The sequence below is a fragment of the Pseudomonas sp. S3(2024) genome (assembly GCF_036861315.1).
GTDB classification, from domain to species: Bacteria; Pseudomonadota; Gammaproteobacteria; order Pseudomonadales; family Pseudomonadaceae; genus Aquipseudomonas; species Aquipseudomonas putida_A.
In genome coordinates, this window is sequence record NZ_JAZAQQ010000015.1 from 1 (window position 1) to 21386 (window position 21386).

At 60.5% G+C, this 21386-nt stretch carries 17 protein-coding genes and 4 tRNA genes; 7 read left to right on the forward strand and 14 right to left on the reverse strand.

All coding sequences use genetic code 11. The features are described from left to right. The 6 genes from VLA07_RS25240 to VLA07_RS25265 all read right to left on the reverse strand — a co-directional run. The coding region (locus tag VLA07_RS25240) for a DUF6531 domain-containing protein (protein ID WP_333992267.1) at positions 1-2674 on the reverse strand (2674 nt) is incomplete at its 3' end. 246 nt (positions 2675-2920) lie between these two features. Continuing rightward, on the reverse strand, positions 2921-3319 hold the full coding sequence (locus VLA07_RS25245; RefSeq protein ID WP_098967903.1) for a sel1 repeat family protein: 399 nt from the start codon (positions 3317-3319) through the stop codon (positions 2921-2923). Then, positions 3320-3691, reverse strand: coding sequence for a hypothetical protein (locus tag VLA07_RS25250; RefSeq protein ID WP_003223109.1), 372 nt, complete (start codon positions 3689-3691; stop codon positions 3320-3322). Further along, positions 3688-4029: a helix-turn-helix domain-containing protein gene (locus VLA07_RS25255; protein WP_027613366.1), complete on the reverse strand. Its 342-nt coding sequence runs from the start codon at positions 4027-4029 to the stop codon at positions 3688-3690. Before VLA07_RS25255 ends, VLA07_RS25250 begins: the two co-directional genes overlap by 4 nt. Positions 4030-4141: 112 nt before the next feature. Then, complete coding sequence (locus tag VLA07_RS25260) at positions 4142-4597, reverse strand: YkvA family protein (protein ID WP_027613367.1); 456 nt, start codon at positions 4595-4597, stop codon at positions 4142-4144. Positions 4598-4891: 294 nt separating this feature from the next. Beyond that, on the reverse strand, positions 4892-5608 hold the full coding sequence (locus VLA07_RS25265; RefSeq protein WP_007966725.1) for an FKBP-type peptidyl-prolyl cis-trans isomerase: 717 nt from the start codon (positions 5606-5608) through the stop codon (positions 4892-4894). A gap of 270 nt (positions 5609-5878) precedes the next feature. Here VLA07_RS25265 and VLA07_RS25270 point away from each other — a divergent pair, with 270 nt between their 5' ends. Next, positions 5879-7687 (forward strand): di-heme-cytochrome C peroxidase, encoded by a 1809-nt coding sequence (locus VLA07_RS25270; protein WP_333992279.1) that lies wholly within the window; start codon positions 5879-5881, stop codon positions 7685-7687. After that, positions 7684-8850, forward strand: coding sequence for a catalase family protein (locus VLA07_RS25275; protein ID WP_442969557.1), 1167 nt, complete (start codon positions 7684-7686; stop codon positions 8848-8850). The genes VLA07_RS25270 and VLA07_RS25275 overlap by 4 nt, the downstream gene beginning before the upstream one ends. 148 nt (positions 8851-8998) lie before the next feature. Here VLA07_RS25275 and VLA07_RS25280 read toward each other — a convergent pair. From VLA07_RS25280 to VLA07_RS25295, 4 genes are all read right to left on the reverse strand, one after another. Further along, a tRNA-Asp gene (locus tag VLA07_RS25280) sits at positions 8999-9075 on the reverse strand. A gap of 19 nt (positions 9076-9094) precedes the next feature. Then, positions 9095-9170, reverse strand: a tRNA-Val gene (locus VLA07_RS25285). Positions 9171-9370: 200 nt separating this feature from the next. Further along, positions 9371-9447: transfer RNA gene (locus tag VLA07_RS25290), tRNA-Asp, on the reverse strand. Positions 9448-9466: 19 nt separating this feature from the next. Next, positions 9467-9542, reverse strand: a tRNA-Val gene (locus VLA07_RS25295). Positions 9543-9701: 159 nt separating this feature from the next. On the opposite strand from VLA07_RS25295, the gene rdgC reads away from it, so the two are divergent. From rdgC to sugE, 3 genes are all read left to right on the forward strand, one after another. Continuing rightward, complete coding sequence (rdgC, locus tag VLA07_RS25300) at positions 9702-10622, forward strand: recombination-associated protein RdgC (protein WP_003223096.1); 921 nt, start codon at positions 9702-9704, stop codon at positions 10620-10622. Positions 10623-10768: 146 nt separating this feature from the next. Continuing rightward, on the forward strand, positions 10769-11734 hold the full coding sequence (locus VLA07_RS25305) for a bile acid:sodium symporter family protein (RefSeq protein ID WP_096797726.1): 966 nt from the start codon (positions 10769-10771) through the stop codon (positions 11732-11734). Between the two features lie 119 nt (positions 11735-11853). After that, positions 11854-12168: a quaternary ammonium compound efflux SMR transporter SugE gene (sugE, locus tag VLA07_RS25310; protein ID WP_003223093.1), complete on the forward strand. Its 315-nt coding sequence runs from the start codon at positions 11854-11856 to the stop codon at positions 12166-12168. Between the two features lie 99 nt (positions 12169-12267). On the opposite strand, the gene VLA07_RS25315 is transcribed toward sugE, so the two are convergent. The 4 genes from VLA07_RS25315 to VLA07_RS25330 all read right to left on the reverse strand — a co-directional run bounded on the left by VLA07_RS25315 (position 12268) and on the right by VLA07_RS25330 (position 17047). After that, positions 12268-14142 (reverse strand): MFS transporter, encoded by a 1875-nt coding sequence (locus VLA07_RS25315; RefSeq protein WP_333992281.1) that lies wholly within the window; start codon positions 14140-14142, stop codon positions 12268-12270. A 97-nt stretch (positions 14143-14239) separates the two neighbouring features. Beyond that, positions 14240-15391: a TDT family transporter gene (locus VLA07_RS25320; protein ID WP_333992282.1), complete on the reverse strand. Its 1152-nt coding sequence runs from the start codon at positions 15389-15391 to the stop codon at positions 14240-14242. Positions 15392-15496: 105 nt separating this feature from the next. Beyond that, the gene (locus VLA07_RS25325) at positions 15497-15808 is read right to left on the reverse strand and encodes a cupin domain-containing protein (RefSeq protein ID WP_115990372.1); all 312 of its coding nucleotides are present in this window, start codon (positions 15806-15808) and stop codon (positions 15497-15499) included. 51 nt (positions 15809-15859) lie between these two features. Continuing rightward, positions 15860-17047 carry an MFS transporter gene (locus VLA07_RS25330; protein WP_333992284.1) on the reverse strand — a complete coding sequence of 396 codons (1188 nt, stop codon included), beginning with the start codon at positions 17045-17047 and terminating at the stop codon, positions 15860-15862. A gap of 91 nt (positions 17048-17138) precedes the next feature. Here VLA07_RS25330 and VLA07_RS25335 point away from each other — a divergent pair, with 91 nt between their 5' ends. Together VLA07_RS25335 and VLA07_RS25340 are read left to right on the forward strand one after the other, a co-directional pair. Beyond that, positions 17139-17681 carry a TetR/AcrR family transcriptional regulator gene (locus tag VLA07_RS25335; RefSeq protein WP_103369764.1) on the forward strand — a complete coding sequence of 181 codons (543 nt, stop codon included), beginning with the start codon at positions 17139-17141 and terminating at the stop codon, positions 17679-17681. 223 nt (positions 17682-17904) lie between these two features. Beyond that, a complete protein-coding gene (locus tag VLA07_RS25340; protein WP_103369751.1) occupies positions 17905-21381 on the forward strand; it encodes a hybrid sensor histidine kinase/response regulator in 3477 nt (1158 codons plus the stop codon). The last annotated feature ends 5 nt before the right edge of the window (positions 21382-21386 follow it).

The window sequence follows — 21386 nt, forward strand, 5'->3', positions numbered from 1 at the left end:
TGATCTTGCGCGAGACGAGGTGCAGGTCGTCGTCATACTCGTAGCGGGTGATGTGCCCGAGTTCGTCGCGCTCGGCAGTGATCTGGCCGTAGGCGCCGTAGCTGTAGGCACGGGTAGCGCCCGTAGGAAAGGTCGTCTGAATTAGTCGGCCAACAGCGTCCCACTGCTGGCGGGTGATCGCGCCGTGCTCGTCACAAGTGGTCGTCCGTCGCCCCAGCGCATCGTAGGAAAAGCGCCGTACTCCACCGTCGGGCAGGGTTTCCTCGATCAGTTGCCCGAGGTCGTTCCACGACAACTTGTGCCGGCTGGTGTCCGGGTAGCGGATCGACAGCAACTGCCCGCGCGTGTCGTAGTAGTGATGGGTGACCTGGCCGTCAGGATCGACCGCCTCGGTGACATCGCCCTCGGCGTTGCGCCGAAACGTCCACACCGCCTCGCCGCGAGAACGGCTGTGCAGGAAACCGTTGCGGTACTCGTAGGACGTTGGCTCATCGTCCGGCGGAAGCAGCGCGATCAGCCGTCCGACGTCGTCGTAGCGATACTCGGTGACCGCGCCCAGCGGATCCTGCTCGGCGATCAGCCGGCCCTGATCGTCATAAGCCTTGAGGTGCTCAGCGCCATCGGCCTCGACCTTGCGCACCAGCCGTGCGCTGTCGTCGTGGACGTAGGTTTCTTCGCTGCCATCGACGTAGTGCACCGCGACACTGCCGTCATCGGCCCAGACGTAACGGGTGTCCATCTGCGCGAACGACGCCCAATGGCGCACGCAACGCGCCGACTTGCCCGAGCGTTCCCACTCCCAGAAAAAGCTCGCGCCGCCGGTCAGTTGCCGCTGCAGGATGACGTGCTGATCGTCGTAGTCGTAACGCTCGCTGTCACCGACCGCATTGGTCGCGGCCAACAACCGCTGACGCGCGTCGTAGCAATAACTGACCAGCGTTTGCTCGGTGCGCCAGCCATCAGCCTCCAACACCTGGTAATCAACCGCGACCAGATGCGCCCGGTCGTAGCGCAACAACAACGACCGACCCGCGCCATTGTCCAGGCGGACAATCCGCTGCTGATGATCGCGAGAAACGCTCAGACGATTGCCATACGCATCACTGATCGCCACCAACCGCCCGGCACGAAAGTGATAAAACCGCGCCGCATCCCCGGCCAGCGCGAGGATCAGTTCCTCCGGCTCATCGCCGAGAAAAATCGCTGCCCGCGACAAGCTGTTGTGAATCTGCGGCCGCTCAACACTGGGCAACGGAAACCGCGTGCGGCGGTTCTCGTGATCGACCCAGACCACCGCCTCGCCATCAAACTCCAGCCGATGCGCCAGCGAATGGCTCCAGCCAAACCCCAGCCCGACATCGATTTCCACCGCGCTGGTGCGGTACAGCCGGGTGAATTCGAACGGCAGCAAGCCATCGAGCGTGCCGTCGGTCAGGGTCAGCAGTTCTTCGCCGGTGACCATCGACACCGGACAGCCGTTGGTGCAGGTCAGCGGCGCGCAGTCGGCGCTGTCGCCGTTGGGGTTTTTCGCTTGATCGGGAGCGTCGTCGTGATGCTCGTTTTTCTTCAGGGCGGCATTGCGCTTCGCATCCCAGCGCAGTTGCATGCGCCCCTTTTTCACTCCGGCGGCAATGCCCCGCGCGGCGACAGTTTTGTATTGATCGACGTAATGGATGAACGTGTTGACGATGCCGAACATCGCCTTGACCAGGCGTTTCACAACCGAGAGCAACTGGGCGGCGCGATCCGCCAGGCGTAGCGTCAGATAAGCGATCCCGGCGCCAGCCCCGACGAATGTCAACACAACGCCGATCAGCACATCGATCAGCACCTGCACGATCATCATCGACGCCGTTTCTGCGGTTTTGCCGGCGATCTGACTGGGCGGCAGCATCTCCAGCCAGAGACTCGCACTGCGCAGCAGCAAACACAGCGCCGCCTCATCACTGACCAGCAACTGCAGCTTTTGCATGACATCCGGAGCTGATTCTGCGAGATGAATCAGATCAGCCGCGCCGCTTCCCAGCCGCTCGGCAAATGCGCCTGGATCCTTGAGAATCTCCGACAGCATGCCGATGCTGTCCCATACCCCCTCGATCGCCGCCCAGCTCCCGGCGAGCATGCCGTTGCCCGCCGCCGTCGCCACCGACTGCGACCACTGCGGCTTGAGCCCCTGCCACTCGCTGCGCAACCAGCCATCCAGCTCGCCGGTCAAGCCGTCGTAGGACTGGAACAGCGCCTCGATCTGCTCCGGGGTAACGTCGCTGTGCACCTGCACGCGATAGAACTTGCCTGGCGTACCGGTGAATGTTCCCCGGCCTTGCGCATCAAGTACGACGGGGAAAGTTTGGCCATCACCCACCGCCACCATATCCACCACGATGTCGCCCAGCGGAATGTCGTACACCGACTCGAATTTGCTCTCGATCGCCAGCACCCCGCTTTTCGGGCACTGCACGACGCCGGTGGCAAACTCACTGTCGCCCGTGCTGACCGCGGTGACGCGATCACCAAAGCGGATAACCCGCTCCATGCCCATCAGCGACGGCAGGTCCGCCGCGTGGCTGACCTGGTCGGCCGCTTTGCTGAACCAATACTCAAGCTGCTGGCGATAGAGGCTGAGGGAGTCGGGGAAGCTGTCGAGTTCCTGCTCGATACGGCTGACGGCTTCCATCAGCGCACGCAACGATGCGGGGTGGAATGAAAAACCGGGTCAAACATGAGCGTTCCCTCGCGCAGAAATTAGGCGCGGGGACTTTGCGGGGGATCAATCAGGAAAGAAGTCAGGCGAGTAGGTGTTTGCTGTAGGACTAATCTGCAAACGGCTGATTACTACAAAACGTATAGCGATAAACGCAAACGTGGCGTGAGGTTTCCCTCACGCCACGTTTATCGAACGATACAAAATGATTTACCGGGTTTAATCCCGAGCGCTCAACTCTTTGAGTTTGAGCTCGGCCAACGGGTGACCGGCCTTGGCGGCCAACGTCCACCAGCGCGCCGCTTCGGCCGGATCCGGCGCTTTGCTCGGCGTACCGGCCAAGCTGATCACGCCGACCTGATAAGCCGCTTTGCCATCACCGGCAAGCGCCGCCAGACGCAACAGCCGCACACCCTCTTCGCGGGCACCCAGGCCAACCCCGCGAAACGTCAGAATGTGCCCATAAAAGCTTTGCGCGCCGACATCGCCAAGATTGGCCATGCGCGCAAACTGCCCTTCGAGCCAGCGCCAGCCCCTGGGCTGGCGGACAAACCACGACCAGTGAAACAGCCTGCGGGCCAACCAGTAACTGGCCGACGCCTTGAGTCGTAAGAACACTCAGGCCTCCGCCGATTCCGGGTACTCGTATTCGAACACCCTGACCACTTCCGACGCATGCCAGGAGGCAGCCGCGACGCCATCGGAGGGCCCGGAGAAGCGTCCCAGGCGCTCGACACATTCAAAAAAACCGGTACGTGGCAAACGGCTGGCACCCTGGCTGATCACCAGCGAACTGCGCAACGGCTGTTCAGCCTTGGCGTCCAGCGCGGCCAGATGCTCAAGTGCCGCGGTCAGCGTCTGCATCGCCGGCGTCGGCAGTTGCAAACGTTCGAGCAAGGCTCGATAGGTCAACAGATGGCGCTGCCTGCGCGCTTGATCCAGCTCCCCGAGCAATCCGTCCCAATGTTGACGACTGATGCGTACGCTCACGATTCATCCCTCCAACCCGGCACCGTCAGTTCCCAGGCCAGGCTGCGACGAATCGCGGCGTCAGGTTGACGCTCGCCGCTTTCGATCATGGCCAGATAAGACGGGCTGATGCCTACCGTGCGGGCCAGCGCCTCGATGGCGATGCCCTTCCCTTCGCGCAAACTGCGTAGTTGATCCAGACCTGGAAGAATCGGGTCTGGCGTTGCGGCGGCCGGCGCTGGCGCCTGCTGCTGCGGTGTTTCGTTGATGCCTGCTGCTTTCAGTAGAGCCTGATACTGAACCCATGGCAGAACCGCATATTCGGGTTCGCCATCGCGTGCAATTATCTGAATATCCATGACTACCCCGTAGGACAACAACACTTAGCGAGTCGGCACTTTTCCCTAGAAGTGTAATCCTAACAGCGGCCAAGGTCGCGGGGGGTATCTATCTGTCTGCAGGCGAAGTGAATCAGGGCTTTTTCGGGCCCTGAAGCTGAAGTTGCTCGGGGGTATCAGGCAGGCGCTCGACCACCGCAAGTTTTTCCGGCTGCTGGCGGTTGCGCCAGAGCCGAAAAGCATTGAGCTCATCGTCGAGGGTTTTCATCAGCCAGGCCAGAACGGCGATGTCATCGAGCATACCGAACACCGGAATGAAATCCGGAATCGCATCCACCGGGCTGAGGAAGTACATCAGGCCCGCCACCACCGAGACGATGGCTTTCGGGCTGATTGCCCGGTATTCGCCACGCCAGTAAGCCAGACACAGCGCCTGGAGCAAACGCAGATCTTCCTTGAGTTTGCCAAGGCGATTGCCTTGCGCCGCTCCTTTGCTCGCCACCGCGAACAACAGGGTCGGCAGACGCCCACGCGCCAGCAATCGACCGGCGAGGGGCAGAAATCGGGCGAAATTCCACGGCGCTTTCATCTATTTCTCCCGTTGAAATGTTATCCACACAAATTGTGGATAACCTTGTGAACAGAGCTGCATTTCAGCGCTGAAAGCCCCGTTTTATAAGGGCCGCGCTCAGATCGGGCGTTTTTTACTCACATAAAAAACCCCAATATTTCATTGACTTGGCGGCTCAGGGCGTCTAGCGCTGGCAGCCTCAATCTCTAGGACTGCTGTAAGCGCCATCCGTTCGCTCTGTTTACCGCCAGCATCGTCCAGATGCAACAACGCCCCGCATATGCGAGGCGTTGTCTTCGAAGCTACAGCCGATTACTTGGCGGCGGCGTCTTCTTTGGCAGGATCCTTGATGGCCAGCAGTTCCAGGTCGAAGACCAGAACCGAGTTGGCCGGGATTGCCGGGCTTGGCGATTGCGCGCCGTAAGCCAGATCGCTAGGAATGTACAGTTTGTACTTCTCGCCAACGTGCATCAGTTGCAGACCTTCAACCCAACCCGGGATCACGCCGCTGACCGGCAGATCAATCGGGCTGCCACGTTCAACAGAGCTGTCGAACACGGTGCCGTTGGTCAGCTTGCCGGTGTAGTGAACAGTCACGACGTCGGTAGGCTTAGGCTGTGGGCCGTCGGCTTTCTTGACCACTTCGTACTGCAGACCGGAAGCGGTGGTGGTGACACCAGGCTTCTTGCCGTTTTCTTCGAGGAATTTCTTGCCGGCGGCTGCCGACTCTTCGCTCATCTTGGCCATGCGCTCTTCAGCACGCTTTTGCAGCGCGGCGAAGGCTTCGACCAGTTCTTCGTCTTTCAGCTTCTGTTCTTTCTTGCCGACGGCATCTTCGATGCCCTGGGCTACCGCTTTGGAGTCCAGATCATCCATGCCTTCCTGAGCAAGGCTCTTGCCCATGTTCAGGCCGATACCGTAGGAAGCTTTTTGCGCCGGGGTTTTCAGCTCTACGCTGGTCTGCGAATCACAACCCGCGAGGACCAGGCTAACCAGGGCTACCGCCGCCGCCAACCGATGCTGTTTCATGCTATTTCCTTGTTCATGCGCCGAAAGGGCAATCGAGTAAAGCCGCGAGCTTATCAGGCCGCCACGACCAATGGCTACCGGCATGAGAGCAGGAAATGTCCGATAAGTTCAGGGATTAAAACGCATTCGGGCCAAGGGACGATGAAGCTTCTGTCATCTGGAGCTGACAAGGGCTGATGAGACTTCATACGACAGTTGGCGTAATGGCCACTTGCCGCACCTGCAACAGCTGAGGCATAACAAGGCAACAACTCGACAAGGATGTTTATCTTGCGCCTCTTATACCGTGTGCTGGCATTGATCATAGTGCTGCTGGGCCTGGCTCTGGCAGTGATTCTGTACTACGTCGCCAACCCGAAACTGCCCTTCTATACCCCGGCCCAACAGGTGCATTACCTGCAGCAGTGGAGCGAGGAGGAACGCCAGACTTACTACTTCACGCCGCAGGGCACACAGGTCAAAGGCCTGCGCTATGAGTGGTTCGAGGCGCTGGAACTGCCCTTCTCGCAGCAGCGTTTCGCGTCCCCGGAATACCTCGCACGCTTCGGATTTCTGGTTGATCCACAGCAGAAAGCCACGTCGAACAACCCCGGCAATCTGCCGGTCGGTTTCGCCCGCCACGCGAATCCCGGTGGCAGCGAGCAATATCTCGATATCACCTGCGCTGCTTGCCACACTGGCGAATTGCGCTTCAAAGGCCAGGCCGTGCGAATTGACGGTGGTTCGGCGCAGCATGTCTTGCCTTCCAGCGTTCCTACATTGCGCGGTGGCAGTTTCGGACAAGCCTTGGTCGCGAGTCTGGCCTCGACTTACTACAACCCATGGAAATTCGAGCGTTTCGCCAAAAATGTTCTGGGCGATGACTACGAGACACGCCAGGAGCAACTGCGCAAAGACTTCAAGCAATCGCTGAACACCTTCCTCAAAGTCGCCTGGAACGACACGCATCGCGGCCTCTACCCGACCGAAGAAGGCCCGGGCCGCACCGACGCATTCGGCCGCATCGCCAACGCCACCTTCGGCGACGCGATCTCCCCCGCTAACTACTGCGTGGCCAACGCACCGGTGGACTACCCGCAACTGTGGGACATGTGGACGTTCGACTGGGTGCAGTGGAACGGCTCGGCGCAACAACCGATGGCGCGCAATATCGGTGAGGCACTGGGGGTCGGCGCCACGTTGAATTTCTTCGACAGCAATGGCCAGCCGCTGCAGGGCGATACCCGTTACGCCTCCAGTGTCCGCGTGCGTGATCTGCACAAAATCGAAGAAACCCTGCAACACCTGCAACCACCCGCCTGGCCGGAAGATGTCTTGGGTGCGGTGGACAAACCACTGGCTGCCAAGGGCCGCGCGCTGTTTGCCGAGAACTGCGCCGGTTGCCACGTGCCACGCGAGACTCAGGAGGGCGAACGCTGGGTGCAGCATTTGCACCTGCTGCCGGTGGAGGTGATAGGCACCGACCCGAATGCCGCGACCAACATTGCCAACCACCGTTTCGACCTGACGCCGCTGCAATGGGATCTGAAGGAGCTTGAGCAGATGGATGTGAAGCTGCATCCAACGCCCAAAGAGCCATTGGATCTGAGCCAGCTATCGGTGGCCAAGGGCCTGGCTTACGTCACCGCATTCGTCGAAAACCGCGCTTATCGCGAGGCTGGTGTCACCCCTCAGGAAAAGCCAAAACTTGATGGCTTCGGTCTGCCGATCGGCGTGCGCGAAAAAGTCGCTTACAAGGCCAGACCATTGGCCGGGGTTTGGGCCACCGCGCCGTTTCTGCACAACGGTTCAGTACCGAGCCTTTATCAACTGCTGTCACCGCAGGATGAGCGTGCCACGACGTTTTATAAAGGTTCGTTCGAATACGACCCGCGTCATCTGGGCTATCGCACCGAAGCCTTTACTAATGGCTTTCTGTTCGACACGCGGATTAGCGGCAACCACAACAGCGGTCATGAATTCCGCGCCGGCGAGCGTGGTAATGGGGTCATCGGCCGACTGCTGCAACCAGAAGAACGCTGGGCCTTGCTGGAGTACCTGAAAGTACTGGGCGGACCGTTGGAGGCGCAATTGCCATGATGATCAACCCGTACAAAAGACCGTCGATGTTCGCCCGCGTCTGGTTATGGCTGGGGCGCCTGCTGGGCAAAGCCCTACTGACATTGCTGATTATCGGCCTGCTGGGCTGGGCCATCGCCAGCGCGTGGTTCGCCTGGCAACACAGAGGTCCGGTGTCAGCGCAGGAACAGGTTCCCGCCGGTGAAGCAGCGATGACCCAGGACGTGATCCAGACCGCCGTACGCATCGTCGATCAACATCGCGAAAGCACGCGTTATCTGCGCGACGCGCATGCCAAGGCCCATGGTTGCGTGAAAGCCGAAGTGACGGTGCTGCCGGAACTGACACCTGCGTTGCGCCAAGGCGTATTCAGTGAGCCGGGCAAAACCTGGCAGGCGATGATTCGCCTTTCCAATGGCAACGCCTACCCGCAGTTCGACAGCATCCGCGATGCCCGGGGCATGGCAATCAAGCTGCTCGATGTGCCCGGCAAACCATTGCTCGGCGACCGTCAGCAGCGCCACGAGCAAGACTTCGTGATGTTCAGCCACCCGAACTTCTTTGTCAGCGATGTCGCCGAGTATCGTCAGAATGTGGCGGCTCAGGCTGACGGCAAAAAGATCATGGCGTTCTTTCCTGGCTGGAATCCGCGCAACTGGCAGATCCGCCACCTGTTCATCGCCATGGCGACCCTGGCGCCGCCACCGAACAGCCCGACGGCGACCACGTACTTTTCGGTATCGCCCTACAAATTCGGGGAGGCAAATGCGAAGTTCCGGGTCGCGCCGGATCCGGACAATTGCCCGGCGTATGCCCTGCCCCCGCAAAACCACGACCTGCCGAATTTCCTGCGCAGCGCCTTGAACCAGCAACTGTCGACGGATCGGGTGCCAGCGTGTTTTGTACTGCAGATTCAGCGCCAGGACGCGAACAAGTACATGCCGATCGAGGACACCAGCATCGAATGGCGCGAACAGGATTCACCGTTCGAAAGTGTGGCGCGAATCACTCTGCCTGCGCAGGACTTCGACACACCGGCGTTGAATCTGGCGTGTGACAACCTGTCGTTCAACCCGTGGTTTGGTATCGAAGCGCACCGACCGATTGGCGGGATCAACCGTTTGCGCAAAGCGGTGTATGAGGCGGTGAGCGATTATCGGCATAGCCGCAATGCTGAACAGTGAGAAGACGAGGAGATGATTTGTGGTGAGGGGATTTATCCCCTCACTACAAAGGCAGTGCAGAAATGCTCAAATCGCAGACAGCAAAAAGCCCGCACTAGGCGGGCTTTCTGTGGTGACCTGGCGTTCAGTGGGTCCAGGTGACCGAATATGGCGCAGCGGACGGGACTCGAACCCGCGACCCCCGGCGTGACAGGCCGGTATTCTAACCGACTGAACTACCGCTGCGCGAAACGCTTGAAACGAATGGTGGGTGATGACGGGATCGAACCGCCGACATTCTGCTTGTAAGGCAGACGCTCTCCCAGCTGAGCTAATCACCCTTCGCTTCGTTACGGGGCGCATTATGCCACAAGTTTTCGTAAAGTGTTGATTTAATTGAAGTTTTTTTTCAAATAAATCCGAAAACCGGTGAAACGATGCAACCCCGGTGGAACAAGGTACAAACTTGAGACAGAAAAAAACCCGCTTCAGCGGGTTTTTCCGTGGTGACCTGGCGTTCAGTGGTCCAGGTTACCGAATATGGCGCAGCGGACGGGACTCGAACCCGCGACCCCCGGCGTGACAGGCCGGTATTCTAACCGACTGAACTACCGCTGCGCTAAACACTTGAAACGAATGGTGGGTGATGACGGGATCGAACCGCCGACATTCTGCTTGTAAGGCAGACGCTCTCCCAGCTGAGCTAATCACCCTTCGCTTCGGTGTGGCGCGCATTCTACGGAGCGACCCAACCTCTGGCAAGCACTTTTTTAATTAATTTTCTCAGGCCTTCCAAAGGCTTAGAGAAGGGTTGGCCTATGACCCGGCGAAGACAATAATGCCCCCCTTTGTATAAAGGAGAGACTCACCCCATGTGGTTCAAAAACCTGCTTATCTATCGCCTGACCCAAGACCTGCCTGTCGATGCCGAGGCGCTGGAAACTGCACTGGCCACCAAACTGGCGCGTCCATGTGCAAGCCAGGAGTTGACCACCTACGGTTTCGTCGCGCCGTTCGGCAAAGGCGAAGATGCGCCACTGGTGCACGTCAGCGGTGACTTCCTGCTGATCGCTGCGCGTAAAGAAGAACGCATTCTGCCGGGCAGCGTCGTGCGCGATGCGGTCAAGGAGAAGGTCGAAGAGATCGAAGCCGAGCAGATGCGCAAGGTCTATAAGAAGGAACGCGATCAGATCAAGGATGAAATCATCCAGGCGTTCCTGCCGCGCGCCTTTATCCGTCGTTCGTCGACCTTCGCCGCGATCGCGCCGAAACAGGGCCTGATCCTGGTCAACTCGGCCAGCCCGAAACGTGCCGAAGACCTGCTTTCCACAATGCGTGAAGTGCTCGGCACCCTGCCCGTGCGTCCGCTGACCGTGAAAACCGCACCGACCGCCGTGATGACCGAGTGGGTCACCACCCAGCAAGCCGCCCCGGACTTCTTCGTTCTGGACGAATGCGAGCTGCGCGATACCCACGAAGACGGCGGCATCGTGCGTTGCAAGCGTCAGGACCTGACCAGCGAAGAAATCCAGCTGCACCTGAGCACCGGCAAAGTAGTCACCCAATTGTCGCTGGCCTGGCAGGACAAGCTGTCGTTCATGCTTGACGACAAGATGACCGTCAAACGCCTGAAGTTCGAAGACCTGCTGCAGGATCAGGCGGAACAGGACGGTGGCGACGAGGCCCTGGGCCAACTGGACGCCAGCTTCACCCTGATGATGCTGACCTTCGGCGACTTCCTGCCGGCACTGGTGGAAGCGTTGGGCGGTGAAGAGACTCCGCAGGGGATCTAAAACCCTTGTGAAATCCCAATGTGGGAGCGGGCTTGCTCGCGAAAGCGGTGTGTCATTCAACATTAACCTGACTGACCCGCCGCTTTCGCGAGCAAGCCCGCTCCCACAATTGGTTTTGTGGTGTAACTAATAATAAGGATCGGGCCATGCGCGCACTGGCTGCACTGAGCCGCTTTGTCGGCAATACCTTCGCTTACTGGGTTCTGATTTTCGCGGTGATCGCGTTCCTGCAACCGGCGTGGTTCCTCGGCCTCAAAGGCGCAATCGTGCCGCTGCTGGGGCTGGTGATGTTCGGCATGGGCCTGACCCTCAAACTCGATGACTTCGCTGCCGTCGCCCGCCATCCGTGGCGTGTGGCTTTGGGCGTGGTCGCACATTTCGTGATCATGCCCGGTGTGGCGTGGTTGCTCTGCCAGATCTTCCACCTGCCGCCGGAAATCGCCGTCGGGGTGATTCTGGTCGGCTGCTGCCCAAGCGGCACCTCCTCCAACGTCATGACCTGGCTGGCCCGCGGCGATCTGGCACTGTCGGTGGCGATTGCCGCTGTCACCACCCTGCTCGCTCCGCTGCTGACCCCGGCATTGATCTGGCTGCTGGCTTCGGCATGGTTGCCGGTGTCGTTCATGGAGTTGTTCTGGTCGATCCTGCAAGTGGTGCTGCTGCCGATCGTGCTCGGCGTGGTCGCGCAACGCGTGCTCGGCGACAAGGTGCGCCACGCGGTGGACGTGTTGCCACTGGTGTCGGTGGTCAGCATCGTGATCATCGTCACCGCCGTAGTAGCTGCCAGTCAGGCGAAGATTGCCGAATCCGGGCTGCTGATCATGGCCGTGGTGATGCTGCACAACAGCTTCGGCTACTTGCTGGGTTACTTCACCGGACGTCTGTTCAAGTTGCCACTGGCGCAGCGCAAGTCGCTGGCGCTGGAAGTCGGCATGCAGAATTCGGGGTTGGGCGCGGCCTTGGCCAGCGCGCACTTTTCGCCGCTGGCGGCGGTGCCGAGCGCGTTGTTCAGCGTCTGGCACAACATTTCCGGGGCGTTGCTCTCGACGTACTTCCGGCGCATGAGCGAGAAAGAAGACCGTGAGGCGCTGGCGCAGCAGCCGGCCGACTGAACGGCAAACTTGATCCCCGGATTAATGCTCGGCAGACTGTTGCGCTACGCGGGGACGACCCTGCGGCTCGATCGAGTTATCAATCTGGGGACGGCCCCGTCAATCGATGGAGGTCTCTTATGTCCTGGATCATTCTGTTTTTCGCCGGCCTGTTCGAAGTCGGCTGGGCCGTCGGCCTGAAATACACCGACGGCTTCACCCGCCCGCTCCCCACCGTCCTGACCGTTGCGGCCATGGCCATCAGCCTTGGCCTGCTGGGTCTGGCAATGAAGGAATTGCCGCTGGGTACGGCTTATGCAATCTGGACCGGGGTCGGTGCCGTGGGCACGGTGATTGCCGGGATCATTCTGTTTGGCGAGTCGATGGCGTTGATTCGGCTGGCCAGTGTGGCGTTAATCATTACCGGGTTGATTGGTCTGAAGGTCAGCGCTTAGGCCACTGGCCTCTATCGCGAGCAGGCTCACTCCTACAAGGGGTACGCGCTTCAAATGTAGGAGTGAGCCTCCTCGCGATGGGGTCATATCAGGTAACAACTACCTGACAGTCCCGCGTAACGCTCCCACCAACCCCTGTAATTTCGCCGGCTGCGCCGCCTCAACCTCGACCGCCGAGCCCGCCACCAACGTCACCCGCGACCACAACCGCTTGAACAGCCCCTTGTTCGGATCGCGGCTGAAGAAACTCCCCCACAACCCTTGCAACGCCAGCGGAATCACCGGCACCGGCGTTTCTTCGAGAATCCGCGTCAGTCCGCCCTTGAACTCGTTGATCTCGCCATCGGTGGTCAACTTGCCTTCGGGGAAGATGCACACCAGCTCACCGTCCTTCAGATACTGGGCAATCCGGGTGAAGGCTTTTTCGTAGATCTGGATGTCTTCGTTGCGTCCGGCAATCGGAATCGTCCCCGCCGTGCGGAAGATAAAGTTCAGCACCGGCAGGTTGTAGATTTTGTAATACATGACAAAGCGAATCGGCCGACGCACCGCGCCGCCAATCAACAGCGCATCGACGAACGACACGTGGTTGCACACCAACAGCGCCGCGCCCTCGTCCGGGATCGCCTCAAGGTTGCGGTGCTCGACGCGGTACATGGAATGGCTGAGCAGCCAGATCATGAAACGCATGCTGAACTCGGGGACGATCTTGAAGATGTAGGCGTTGACGCCGATGTTCAACAGCGACACCACCAGGAACAGCTGCGGAATCGACAGTTTGACCACACTCAGCAACACGATCGAAACAATCGCCGAGACCACCATAAACAGTGCGTTGAGAATGTTGTTGGCGGCAATCACCCGCGCCCGCTCTTTCTCGGCGGTGCGCGACTGGATCAACGCGTACAGCGGCACGATATAGAAACCGCCAAAAATGCCGAGGCCGAGAATGTCGACCAGCACCGCCCAGGTATGCGCAAAGCCCAGCACTTCAGTCCAGCTGTGGCCGGTGACGCTCTCGGGGATTCCGCCGGAATGCCACCACAGCAACAGGCCGAACACGGTCAGACCGAACGAACCGAACGGCACCAGTCCGATCTCGACCTTGCGCCCGGAGAGTTTCTCGCAAAGCATCGAACCCAGCGCAATCCCTACCGAGAACACCGTGAGGATCAGCGTGACTACGGTTTCGTCGCCGTGCATCCATTCCTTGGCGTAGGCCGGGATCTGCGTCAAGTAAATCGCCCCGACAAACCAGAACCACGAGTTGCCGACAATCGAACGCGACACCGCAGGCGTCTGGCCCAGACCGAGTTTCAGCGTGGCCCAGGACTGGCTGAAGATGTTCCAGTTCAGACGCATTTCCGGCGAGGCCGCCGCCGCGCGCGGAATGCTGCGACTGGCGAGATAACCGAGCACCGCAATTCCGACAATCGCGGTCGACACCAGTGGCGCGTAATGGGTCGAGGACATGATGATCCCGGCGCCGATGGTTCCGGCAAGGATCGCCAGAAACGTACCCATCTCCACCAGACCGTTGCCGCCGACCAATTCATCCTCGCGCAACGCCTGCGGCAGGATCGAATACTTGACCGGCCCGAACAGCGCCGAATGCGTGCCCATGGCAAACAGCGCCACCAGCATCAGCTGCAGGTGATCGAACAGGAAACCGATCGATCCTACGGCCATGATCGCGATTTCCGCGAGTTTGATCAGACGGATCAATGCGTCCTTGGCGAATTTTTCCCCGAACTGCCCGGCCAACGCCGAAAACAGAAAGAACGGCAGGATAAACAGCAGCGCGCACAGGTTGACCCAGATCGAACGGTCACCTTCGATGGTCAGCCGATACAGAATGGCGAGGATCAGCGATTGCTTGAACACGTTGTCGTTGAACGCGCCCAGCGACTGCGTGATGAAAAACGGCAGAAAGCGCCGAGTGCGAAGCAGGTTGAACTGTGAGGGGTGACTCATCTTCCGTGTTTCCCTGAGGTCGGTAGAGAATGGCCTGGATCTGCTTATTGGAATCTCGATCGGCGATCCAGGCCACACCTTACCTAAACTTTTCAGGTTATTTCTTCAACCCTGCAATACAAGGTGAGACAAACAGCTCACCGCGCCACGCGCCTTGCACGGTGCGTTTACCGACGATCAGCCACATCACCGCCAGCAGGCTCACCAGCATGCAGCCGACCACGCTGAAAAAACCGAGGTTCAGCGTGCTGGCGAGCTTGAGGGTCGCCAGCGAATACACGCCCAGCGGGAAGGTAAAACCCCACCAGCCGAGGTTGAACGGGATGCCGTCACGCAGGTAACGCGCGGTGATCAGCAGCGCCATCAACATCCACCACAAGCCGAAGCCCCACAGGGTGATACCGGCGACCAGCCCCACGCCAGCAGCGATTTCACCGATGCCCGGCAGGCCGTTGGCGGCGAAGATCGCCGGTGCATCAGCGCCCAGCAGCAACATGCCCAACGCACCGGTACCGATCGGGCCGAGGGCCAGCCAGCTCGAAGCGGCCATGTTTTCGTGGGGCAGTTTATGCAGGGCCATGCGCAGCAGCAGGATGGTAAGAATGCTGAACGCCACCGGCAGGGAAAATGCCCAGAGCACGTAGCTGGTGGTCAGCACCACCAGTTGCGCATGGGCATCAGCCAGATGCGGCGCGAGCAAGCCACCGCTGGCCGCTGCCACTTCTGCGGCGACTACCGGCAACAGCCAGACCGCGGTCATCTGGTCGATGCTGTGTTCCTGGCGGGTAAACATCATGTAGGGGATCAACACGCCGCAGGCCAGCGACATCGCCACGTCGAGCCACCACAGTACTTCGGCAAGATGAATCACCCCCTCACCCCAGCGTGGCAGACCGAACAGCAGAAAGCCGTTGATGATGGTCGCCAGGCCCATGGGAATGGTGCCGAAGAACATCGATACGGTGGAGTGGCCGAAGATCCGCCGCGCTTCATCGAAGAATAAAATCCAGCGCGCGGCATAAGCGAAGGTAAACAGGGTGAACAACAGAATGTTGAACAGCCACAACCCTTCGGCCACCGCGTGCAACCCGGGAATCGCCACCGGCAGTTGCGCCAGCGCCAGGGCCAGCACGCCGGTACCCATGGTCGCGGCGAACCAGTTCGGGGTGAATTGACGGATCACTTCACGCGGATGCTGAAGCTGGCTGAACGGCTTGATGCCGGGTTTGGCAATGTTGGGGCAAGTCATCATGAACTCCTGTCCTCTGGTGAGGTTGAGCCCATGGTAGAACCGAATCGAATATCTATATAACGGGTAATTTCTCTATCTGTTATCTACTTTACAGATAAGCAGTCAAACACTGCCTTCGCTCTCGATCACCAGAATCCGCGCCGCGCCCCGTGGATGCGCCACGTGCTCGGTGCCGACCGAGGCGTAGAAGATATCGCCAACCTCAAGCAGCACCTGTTTTTCTTCGCCCTGTTCGCGATAGTGCATCTGCACCTGCCCATCGAGCACCACGAACACTTCCTCGCCATCGTTGACGTGCCATTTGTACGGCTGATCAGTCCAGTGCAGACGCGTGGTGATACCGTTCATGTTGGCGATGTCCAGCGCACCCCAGGCACGCTCGGCGGTGAACGACTTGCTGCGGATAATCTTCATCGGTCGATCCGTGAAAAGAAGGCCGGACAAAGGTAGCTGAAACCATCACGTTTATGGAGTGCTGCAAGCCTTCACTGCTTGCGGGCGCAGGCTGAGCAACAGCGCGGCGACGGCAAGGACGATCAATCCGGCGCCGTAGCCGTCGGTGGTCGCCAGCAACCCATAGGCTCGGGTCAAATGCCCGGCCAACAAGGCCGGCAGGCAGAACGCCAGATAACTCAGCGCGTAGTACGCCGACATCAAACCGGCCCGTTCATGCGGCAGGGCCAACGGCACCAGGCTGCGCACCGCGCCGAGGAAACCCGAGCCAAAGCCGCAACCGGCAACCAGTGTGCCGAGGAAAAACAGCGCCAGACTGGCGCTGTGCACGCCGAGCAAAATCAGCAGCACGCCGATAGGCAGCAGACTGGCGCCGATTTGCAGGGCTTTGCCGGCGGGACGAATGCGCAAAGTGAAGATCATCAGCGCCCCGGTCACGGTCAACGCCGAAACGGTAGCGCCGCCGATCAGGTTCGAAGTCGAACCGGTAGCAGTGCGCACCAGCGACGGTGCCAGTGAGGCAAAAAAGCCGCCGAGGGCCCAGGTTGCGGTGTTCAGCGGCAGCACACGCCATAAGGTCGAACGCGCCTGAACCGGCACATGCAGGGTCGGCCGCAGTGAAGCCCAAGCCCCGGATTGCGGGGTGACGCTTTCCGGCAGACGCCAGACATACACCGCCTGCAACACAAACAGCGCCAGCAGCAGCCAGTAAGTCAGTTGCAACGGCGCCGGGGCGAACTCGGCCAGCAAGCCGCAGCCCATGCTGCCCAGCGCCATGCCGAGCAACGGTGCGACGCTGTTGATCAACGGCCCTTGCTGACGGTCGGTGTCGAGCAGCGTCGCGCTCAAAACAGCGGTGGCCATGCCGGTGGCAAAACCCTGCAATACGCGGGCGCTGATCAGCCAGGCAACACTGTCGGCGCTGATAAACAGCAACATCGCTAGCGCATTGAGCAGCACGGCAGTGAAAATCACCGGTTTACGTCCCAGGTGATCGGACAGCGATCCGACCGTCAGCAGCGCCGCCAGCAGACTCAGCGCATACACGCCGAAAATCAGGGTCAGCACCGCTGCCGAGAAGTGCAGTTGATCCTGATACAGGTGATACAACGGCGTCGGCGCCGTGGAAGCGGCGAGAAAACTGAGTAAGGTGATCGCCAGAAAAATCAGGCTGCCACGGTTGGAAGCAAGGCTGGTCATGGGCACACTCCGCAAAAGCTAATTTTTTGCTTTTGCGGAGTGTGCTCCCGGCTTTGGCTTAAAGCAAATTCTTTGTGTTAAGGTCTGACGCATGGCTATTAAAGAAGGTTTACGCCCCGGTGGCCGCAGTGCCCGGGTGCAAGAGTCGATTCATTCGGCAGTTCGCGCGCTTCTGCAAGAACAGGAGCGCAGCAGCGTGACCGTCCCGCAAATCGCGGCGCGCGCCGGGGTCACGCCGTCGACGATCTATCGGCGCTGGGGTGATCTGGCGGCGTTGCTCGCCGACGTCGCCCTCGCCCGCATGCGCCCCGACAGCGAACCGGCGGTGACCGGTGACCTGCGCGGTGATATCCGCGCCTGGGCCGAACAGTATCTGGACGAGATGAGCTCGGAGCCGGGGCGCAACATGATGCGCGATGTGCAGGCCAGCGCCACGCCGGGGTACTGCGTGACGATTCTTGGTGGGCAGTTGCAGACCATCATTGACCGCCACCCCGATGAAGCAGCGCCGAGCGTTGATCGGTTGATCAATCTGGTGGTGGCGCCGGTGGTGTTCCGGATTCTGTTTTCGGCGGCGGCGCTGGAGGTGGATGAACTGCATCGGTTGATCGATATCGCACTGCAACAGGACTGACGCCATCGCGAGCAGGCTCACTCCTACTATTGGAATGCGTTCCACCTGTAGGAGTGAGCCTGCTCGCGATGGGGCCTGATGAGTCACCCCAAAAACCACCCGGTTTCAAACCTGCGACACCCCGCCACGCCACGACCTTGGTCGACACTGACTAACCGCCATACTCATGCGAGACTGTCCGCCCGGGCAGGACTGCCGGGGAGTCTTTTGTCGGGAGTGTTGCATGTCGCTGTCCACCGGGCTGATCGCCGCCGTCGCCCTGGCCTATATGGCCATCATGTTCGCCATCGCCTTCTACGGCGACCGTCGCAGCACGCCGTTGCCGCCGCGGATGCGCGCGTGGGTGTACAGCCTGTCACTGGCGGTTTATTGCACCAGTTGGACGTTCTTCGGCGCCGTCGGCCAAGCCGCCGAACAGCTGTGGTCATTCCTGCCGATCTACCTCGGACCGATCCTGTTGCTGCTGGGCGCGCCGTGGGTCCTGCAGAAAATGGTGATGATCAGCAAGCAGGAGAACATCACCTCGATTGCCGACTTCATCGCCGCGCGCTACGGCAAATCTCAATCGCTGGCGGTGGTGGTGGCGCTGATCTGTCTGGTTGGCGTCCTGCCCTATATCGCTCTGCAACTCAAAGGCATCGTCCTTGGCGTGAACCTGCTGATCGGCGCCGGGGCCGACGCCATGGGCACCCGCGCCCAGGACACCGCGCTGATCGTCTCGCTGGTATTGGCGCTGTTCACCATCGTCTTCGGTACGCGCAACCTCGATGCCACCGAGCACCACCGCGGCATGGTGCTGGCGATTGCCTTTGAATCGCTGGTCAAGTTGTTCGCCTTTCTCGCCGTTGGCGCGTTCGTGACCTATGGCCTGTACGACGGTTTTGACGACCTGTTCAATCAGGCGATGCTCGCGCCGCGCCTTGAGGAATACTGGAAGGAAACGATCAACTGGCCGTCGATGGTGGTGCAGACCGGGGTGGCGATGATGGCGATCATCTGCCTGCCACGGCAGTTTCACGTCACGGTGGTGGAGAACATCGACCCGCAGGACCTGCGCCTGGCCAAGTGGGTGTTTCCGGCGTATCTGGCGCTGGCCGCGCTGTTCGTGGTGCCGATCGCCCTCGCCGGGCAGATGATGCTGCCGAGTCACGTGTTGCCCGACTCGTTCGTGATCAGCCTGCCGCTGGCCCAGGCCCATCCGGCCCTGGCGTTGCTGGCGTTCATCGGCGGCGCGTCGGCGGCCACCGGCATGGTGATTGTGGCCAGCGTGGCACTGTCGACCATGGTTTCCAACGACATGCTCTTGCCGTGGTTGCTGCGCCGTAACAACGCCGAGCGCCCGTTCGAAGTGTTCCGCCAGTGGATGCTCTCGGTGCGCCGCGTGAGCATCGTGCTGATTCTGTTGCTGGCCTACGTCAGTTACCGCTTGCTCGGCTCCACCGCAAGCCTCGCAACCATCGGCCAGATCGCCTTCGCCGCCGTCACCCAACTGGCCCCGGCGATGCTCGGCGCGCTGTACTGGAAACAGGCCAACCGTCGCGGGGTGTTCGCCGGTCTGGCCGCCGGCACGTTCCTCTGGTTCTACACGCTGATTCTGCCGATTGCCGCCCACAGCCTCGGCTGGTCGTTGAGCACGTTTCCCGGTCTGGCGTGGCTGCACAGCAACCCGCTGAACCTGCCGATCACCCCGCTGACCCAAGGCGTGGTGCTGTCGCTGGCGGGCAACTTCACGTTGTTCGCCTGGGTCTCGGTGCTGTCGCGTACGCGGGTTTCGGAGCACTGGCAGGCCGGGCGCTTCATCGGTCAGGAAATCAGCGCGCGGCCGAGTGCGCGTTCGATGCTCGCAGTGCAGATCGATGATTTGCTGCAACTAGCGGCACGCTTTGTCGGTGAAGAACGTGCGCGGCAGAGCTTCATTCGTTTCGCTTACCGCCAGGGCAAGGGCTTCAACCCGAACCAGAATGCTGACGGCGAATGGATCGCCCACACCGAACGTCTGCTGGCCGGTGTGCTCGGCGCTTCGTCGACGCGCGCGGTGGTAAAAGCCGCGATCGAAGGTCGGGAAATGCAGCTGGAGGACGTGGTCCGTATCGCTGACGAAGCCTCGGAAGTCCTGCAGTTCAACCGCGCCTTGCTGCAAGGCGCGATCGAAAACATTACCCAGGGCATCAGCGTGGTCGACCAGTCGCTGAAGCTGGTGGCCTGGAACCGCCGCTATCTGGAGCTGTTCAACTACCCGGACGGTTTGATCAGCGTCGGCCGGCCGATTGCCGACATCATTCGCTACAACGCCGAACGCGGCTTGTGCGGTCCGGGCGAGGCGGAAGTCCACGTTGCCCGGCGCCTGCACTGGATGCGTCAGGGCCGTGCGCACACCTCCGAACGCTTGTTCCCCAACGGCCGGGTGATCGAGCTGATCGGCAACCCGATGCCCGGCGGCGGTTTCGTCATGAGTTTCACCGACATCACCGCGTTCCGCGAAGCCGAGCAGGCGCTGACCGAGGCCAACGAAGGTTTGGAGCAACGGGTCAGCGAGCGTACGCAAGAGCTGTCGCAGCTCAACGTTGCACTGACCGAAGCCAAGGGCCATGCCGAGGCCGCGAATCAGTCGAAAACCCGTTTCCTCGCCGCCGTCAGCCATGACTTAATGCAGCCGTTGAACGCCGCGCGCCTGTTCTCTGCCGCCCTGTCCCATCAGGACGACGGCTTGAGCAGCGAGGCGCAGAAACTGGTGCAACACCTCGACAGTTCGCTGCGCTCGGCAGAAGACCTGATCAGCGACCTGCTGGATATTTCCCGCCTGGAAAATGGCAAGATCAACCCCGATCGCAAACCGTTCGCGCTCAATGAGCTGTTCGATACGCTCGGCGCCGAATTCAAGGCGCTGGCCCAGGAACAAGGCCTGAAGTTCCGTGTGCGCGGCAGCCAGTTGCGCATCGACAGCGACATCAAATTGCTGCGGCGGATTCTGCAGAACTTCCTGACCAACGCTTTCCGCTATGCCAAGGGCCCGGTGCTGCTGGGCGTACGTCGGCGCGATGGCGAGTTGAGCCTGGAAGTGTGGGATCGCGGGCCGGGAATTCCGGAAGACAAACAACAAGTGATTTTCGAGGAGTTCAAGCGCCTCGACAGCCATCAGACCCGCGCCGAAAAAGGTCTTGGGCTGGGCCTGGCGATTGCCGACGGTTTATGTCGCGTGCTCGGCCATACCCTGCGCGTACGTTCGTGGCCGGGGCGCGGCAGCGTGTTCAGCGTCAGCGTACCGCTGGCCCGGGCGCAGTCGGTGCCGCTGCCGGTGCACACTGCGGTCGAGTTGAATGGCAAGTTGCACAGCGGTGCGCAGGTGCTGTGCATCGACAACGAAGACAGCATTTTGATTGGCATGAACAGCCTGCTGAGCCGTTGGGGCTGTCAGGTATGGACGGCACGCAATCGCGAGGAATGCGCGGCGCTGCTTAACGAGGGTGTGCGGCCGCAACTGGCACTGGTCGACTATCACCTCGATCACGGCGATACCGGAACCGAGCTGATGGCGTGGTTGCGCACCACGCTGGGTGAGCCGGTACCGGGTGTGGTGATCAGCGCCGATGGTCGCCCGGAGACGGTGGCGCAGGTGCATGCGGCGGGGCTGGATTATCTGGCCAAACCGGTGAAACCGGCGGCGTTGCGGGCGTTGTTGAGTCGGTATGTGCCGCTGTAACCGTT

Coding starts and splice junctions, on each gene's coding strand:
- VLA07_RS25255 (WP_027613366.1), bottom strand. CDS start 4,029: ATGGATATTCAGATAATTGCACGCGATGGCGAACCCGAATATGCGGTT.
- VLA07_RS25340 (WP_103369751.1), top strand. CDS start 17,905: ATGTCGCTGTCCACCGGGCTGATCGCCGCCGTCGCCCTGGCCTATATG.
- VLA07_RS25260 (WP_027613367.1), bottom strand. CDS start 4,597: ATGAAAGCGCCGTGGAATTTCGCCCGATTTCTGCCCCTCGCCGGTCGA.
- sugE (WP_003223093.1), top strand. CDS start 11,854: ATGTCCTGGATCATTCTGTTTTTCGCCGGCCTGTTCGAAGTCGGCTGG.
- VLA07_RS25275 (WP_442969557.1), top strand. CDS start 7,684: ATGATGATCAACCCGTACAAAAGACCGTCGATGTTCGCCCGCGTCTGG.
- rdgC (WP_003223096.1), top strand. CDS start 9,702: ATGTGGTTCAAAAACCTGCTTATCTATCGCCTGACCCAAGACCTGCCT.
- VLA07_RS25320 (WP_333992282.1), bottom strand. CDS start 15,391: ATGACTTGCCCCAACATTGCCAAACCCGGCATCAAGCCGTTCAGCCAG.
- VLA07_RS25265 (WP_007966725.1), bottom strand. CDS start 5,608: ATGAAACAGCATCGGTTGGCGGCGGCGGTAGCCCTGGTTAGCCTGGTC.
- VLA07_RS25330 (WP_333992284.1), bottom strand. CDS start 17,047: ATGACCAGCCTTGCTTCCAACCGTGGCAGCCTGATTTTTCTGGCGATC.
- VLA07_RS25325 (WP_115990372.1), bottom strand. CDS start 15,808: ATGAAGATTATCCGCAGCAAGTCGTTCACCGCCGAGCGTGCCTGGGGT.
- VLA07_RS25305 (WP_096797726.1), top strand. CDS start 10,769: ATGCGCGCACTGGCTGCACTGAGCCGCTTTGTCGGCAATACCTTCGCT.
- VLA07_RS25315 (WP_333992281.1), bottom strand. CDS start 14,142: ATGAGTCACCCCTCACAGTTCAACCTGCTTCGCACTCGGCGCTTTCTG.
- VLA07_RS25335 (WP_103369764.1), top strand. CDS start 17,139: ATGGCTATTAAAGAAGGTTTACGCCCCGGTGGCCGCAGTGCCCGGGTG.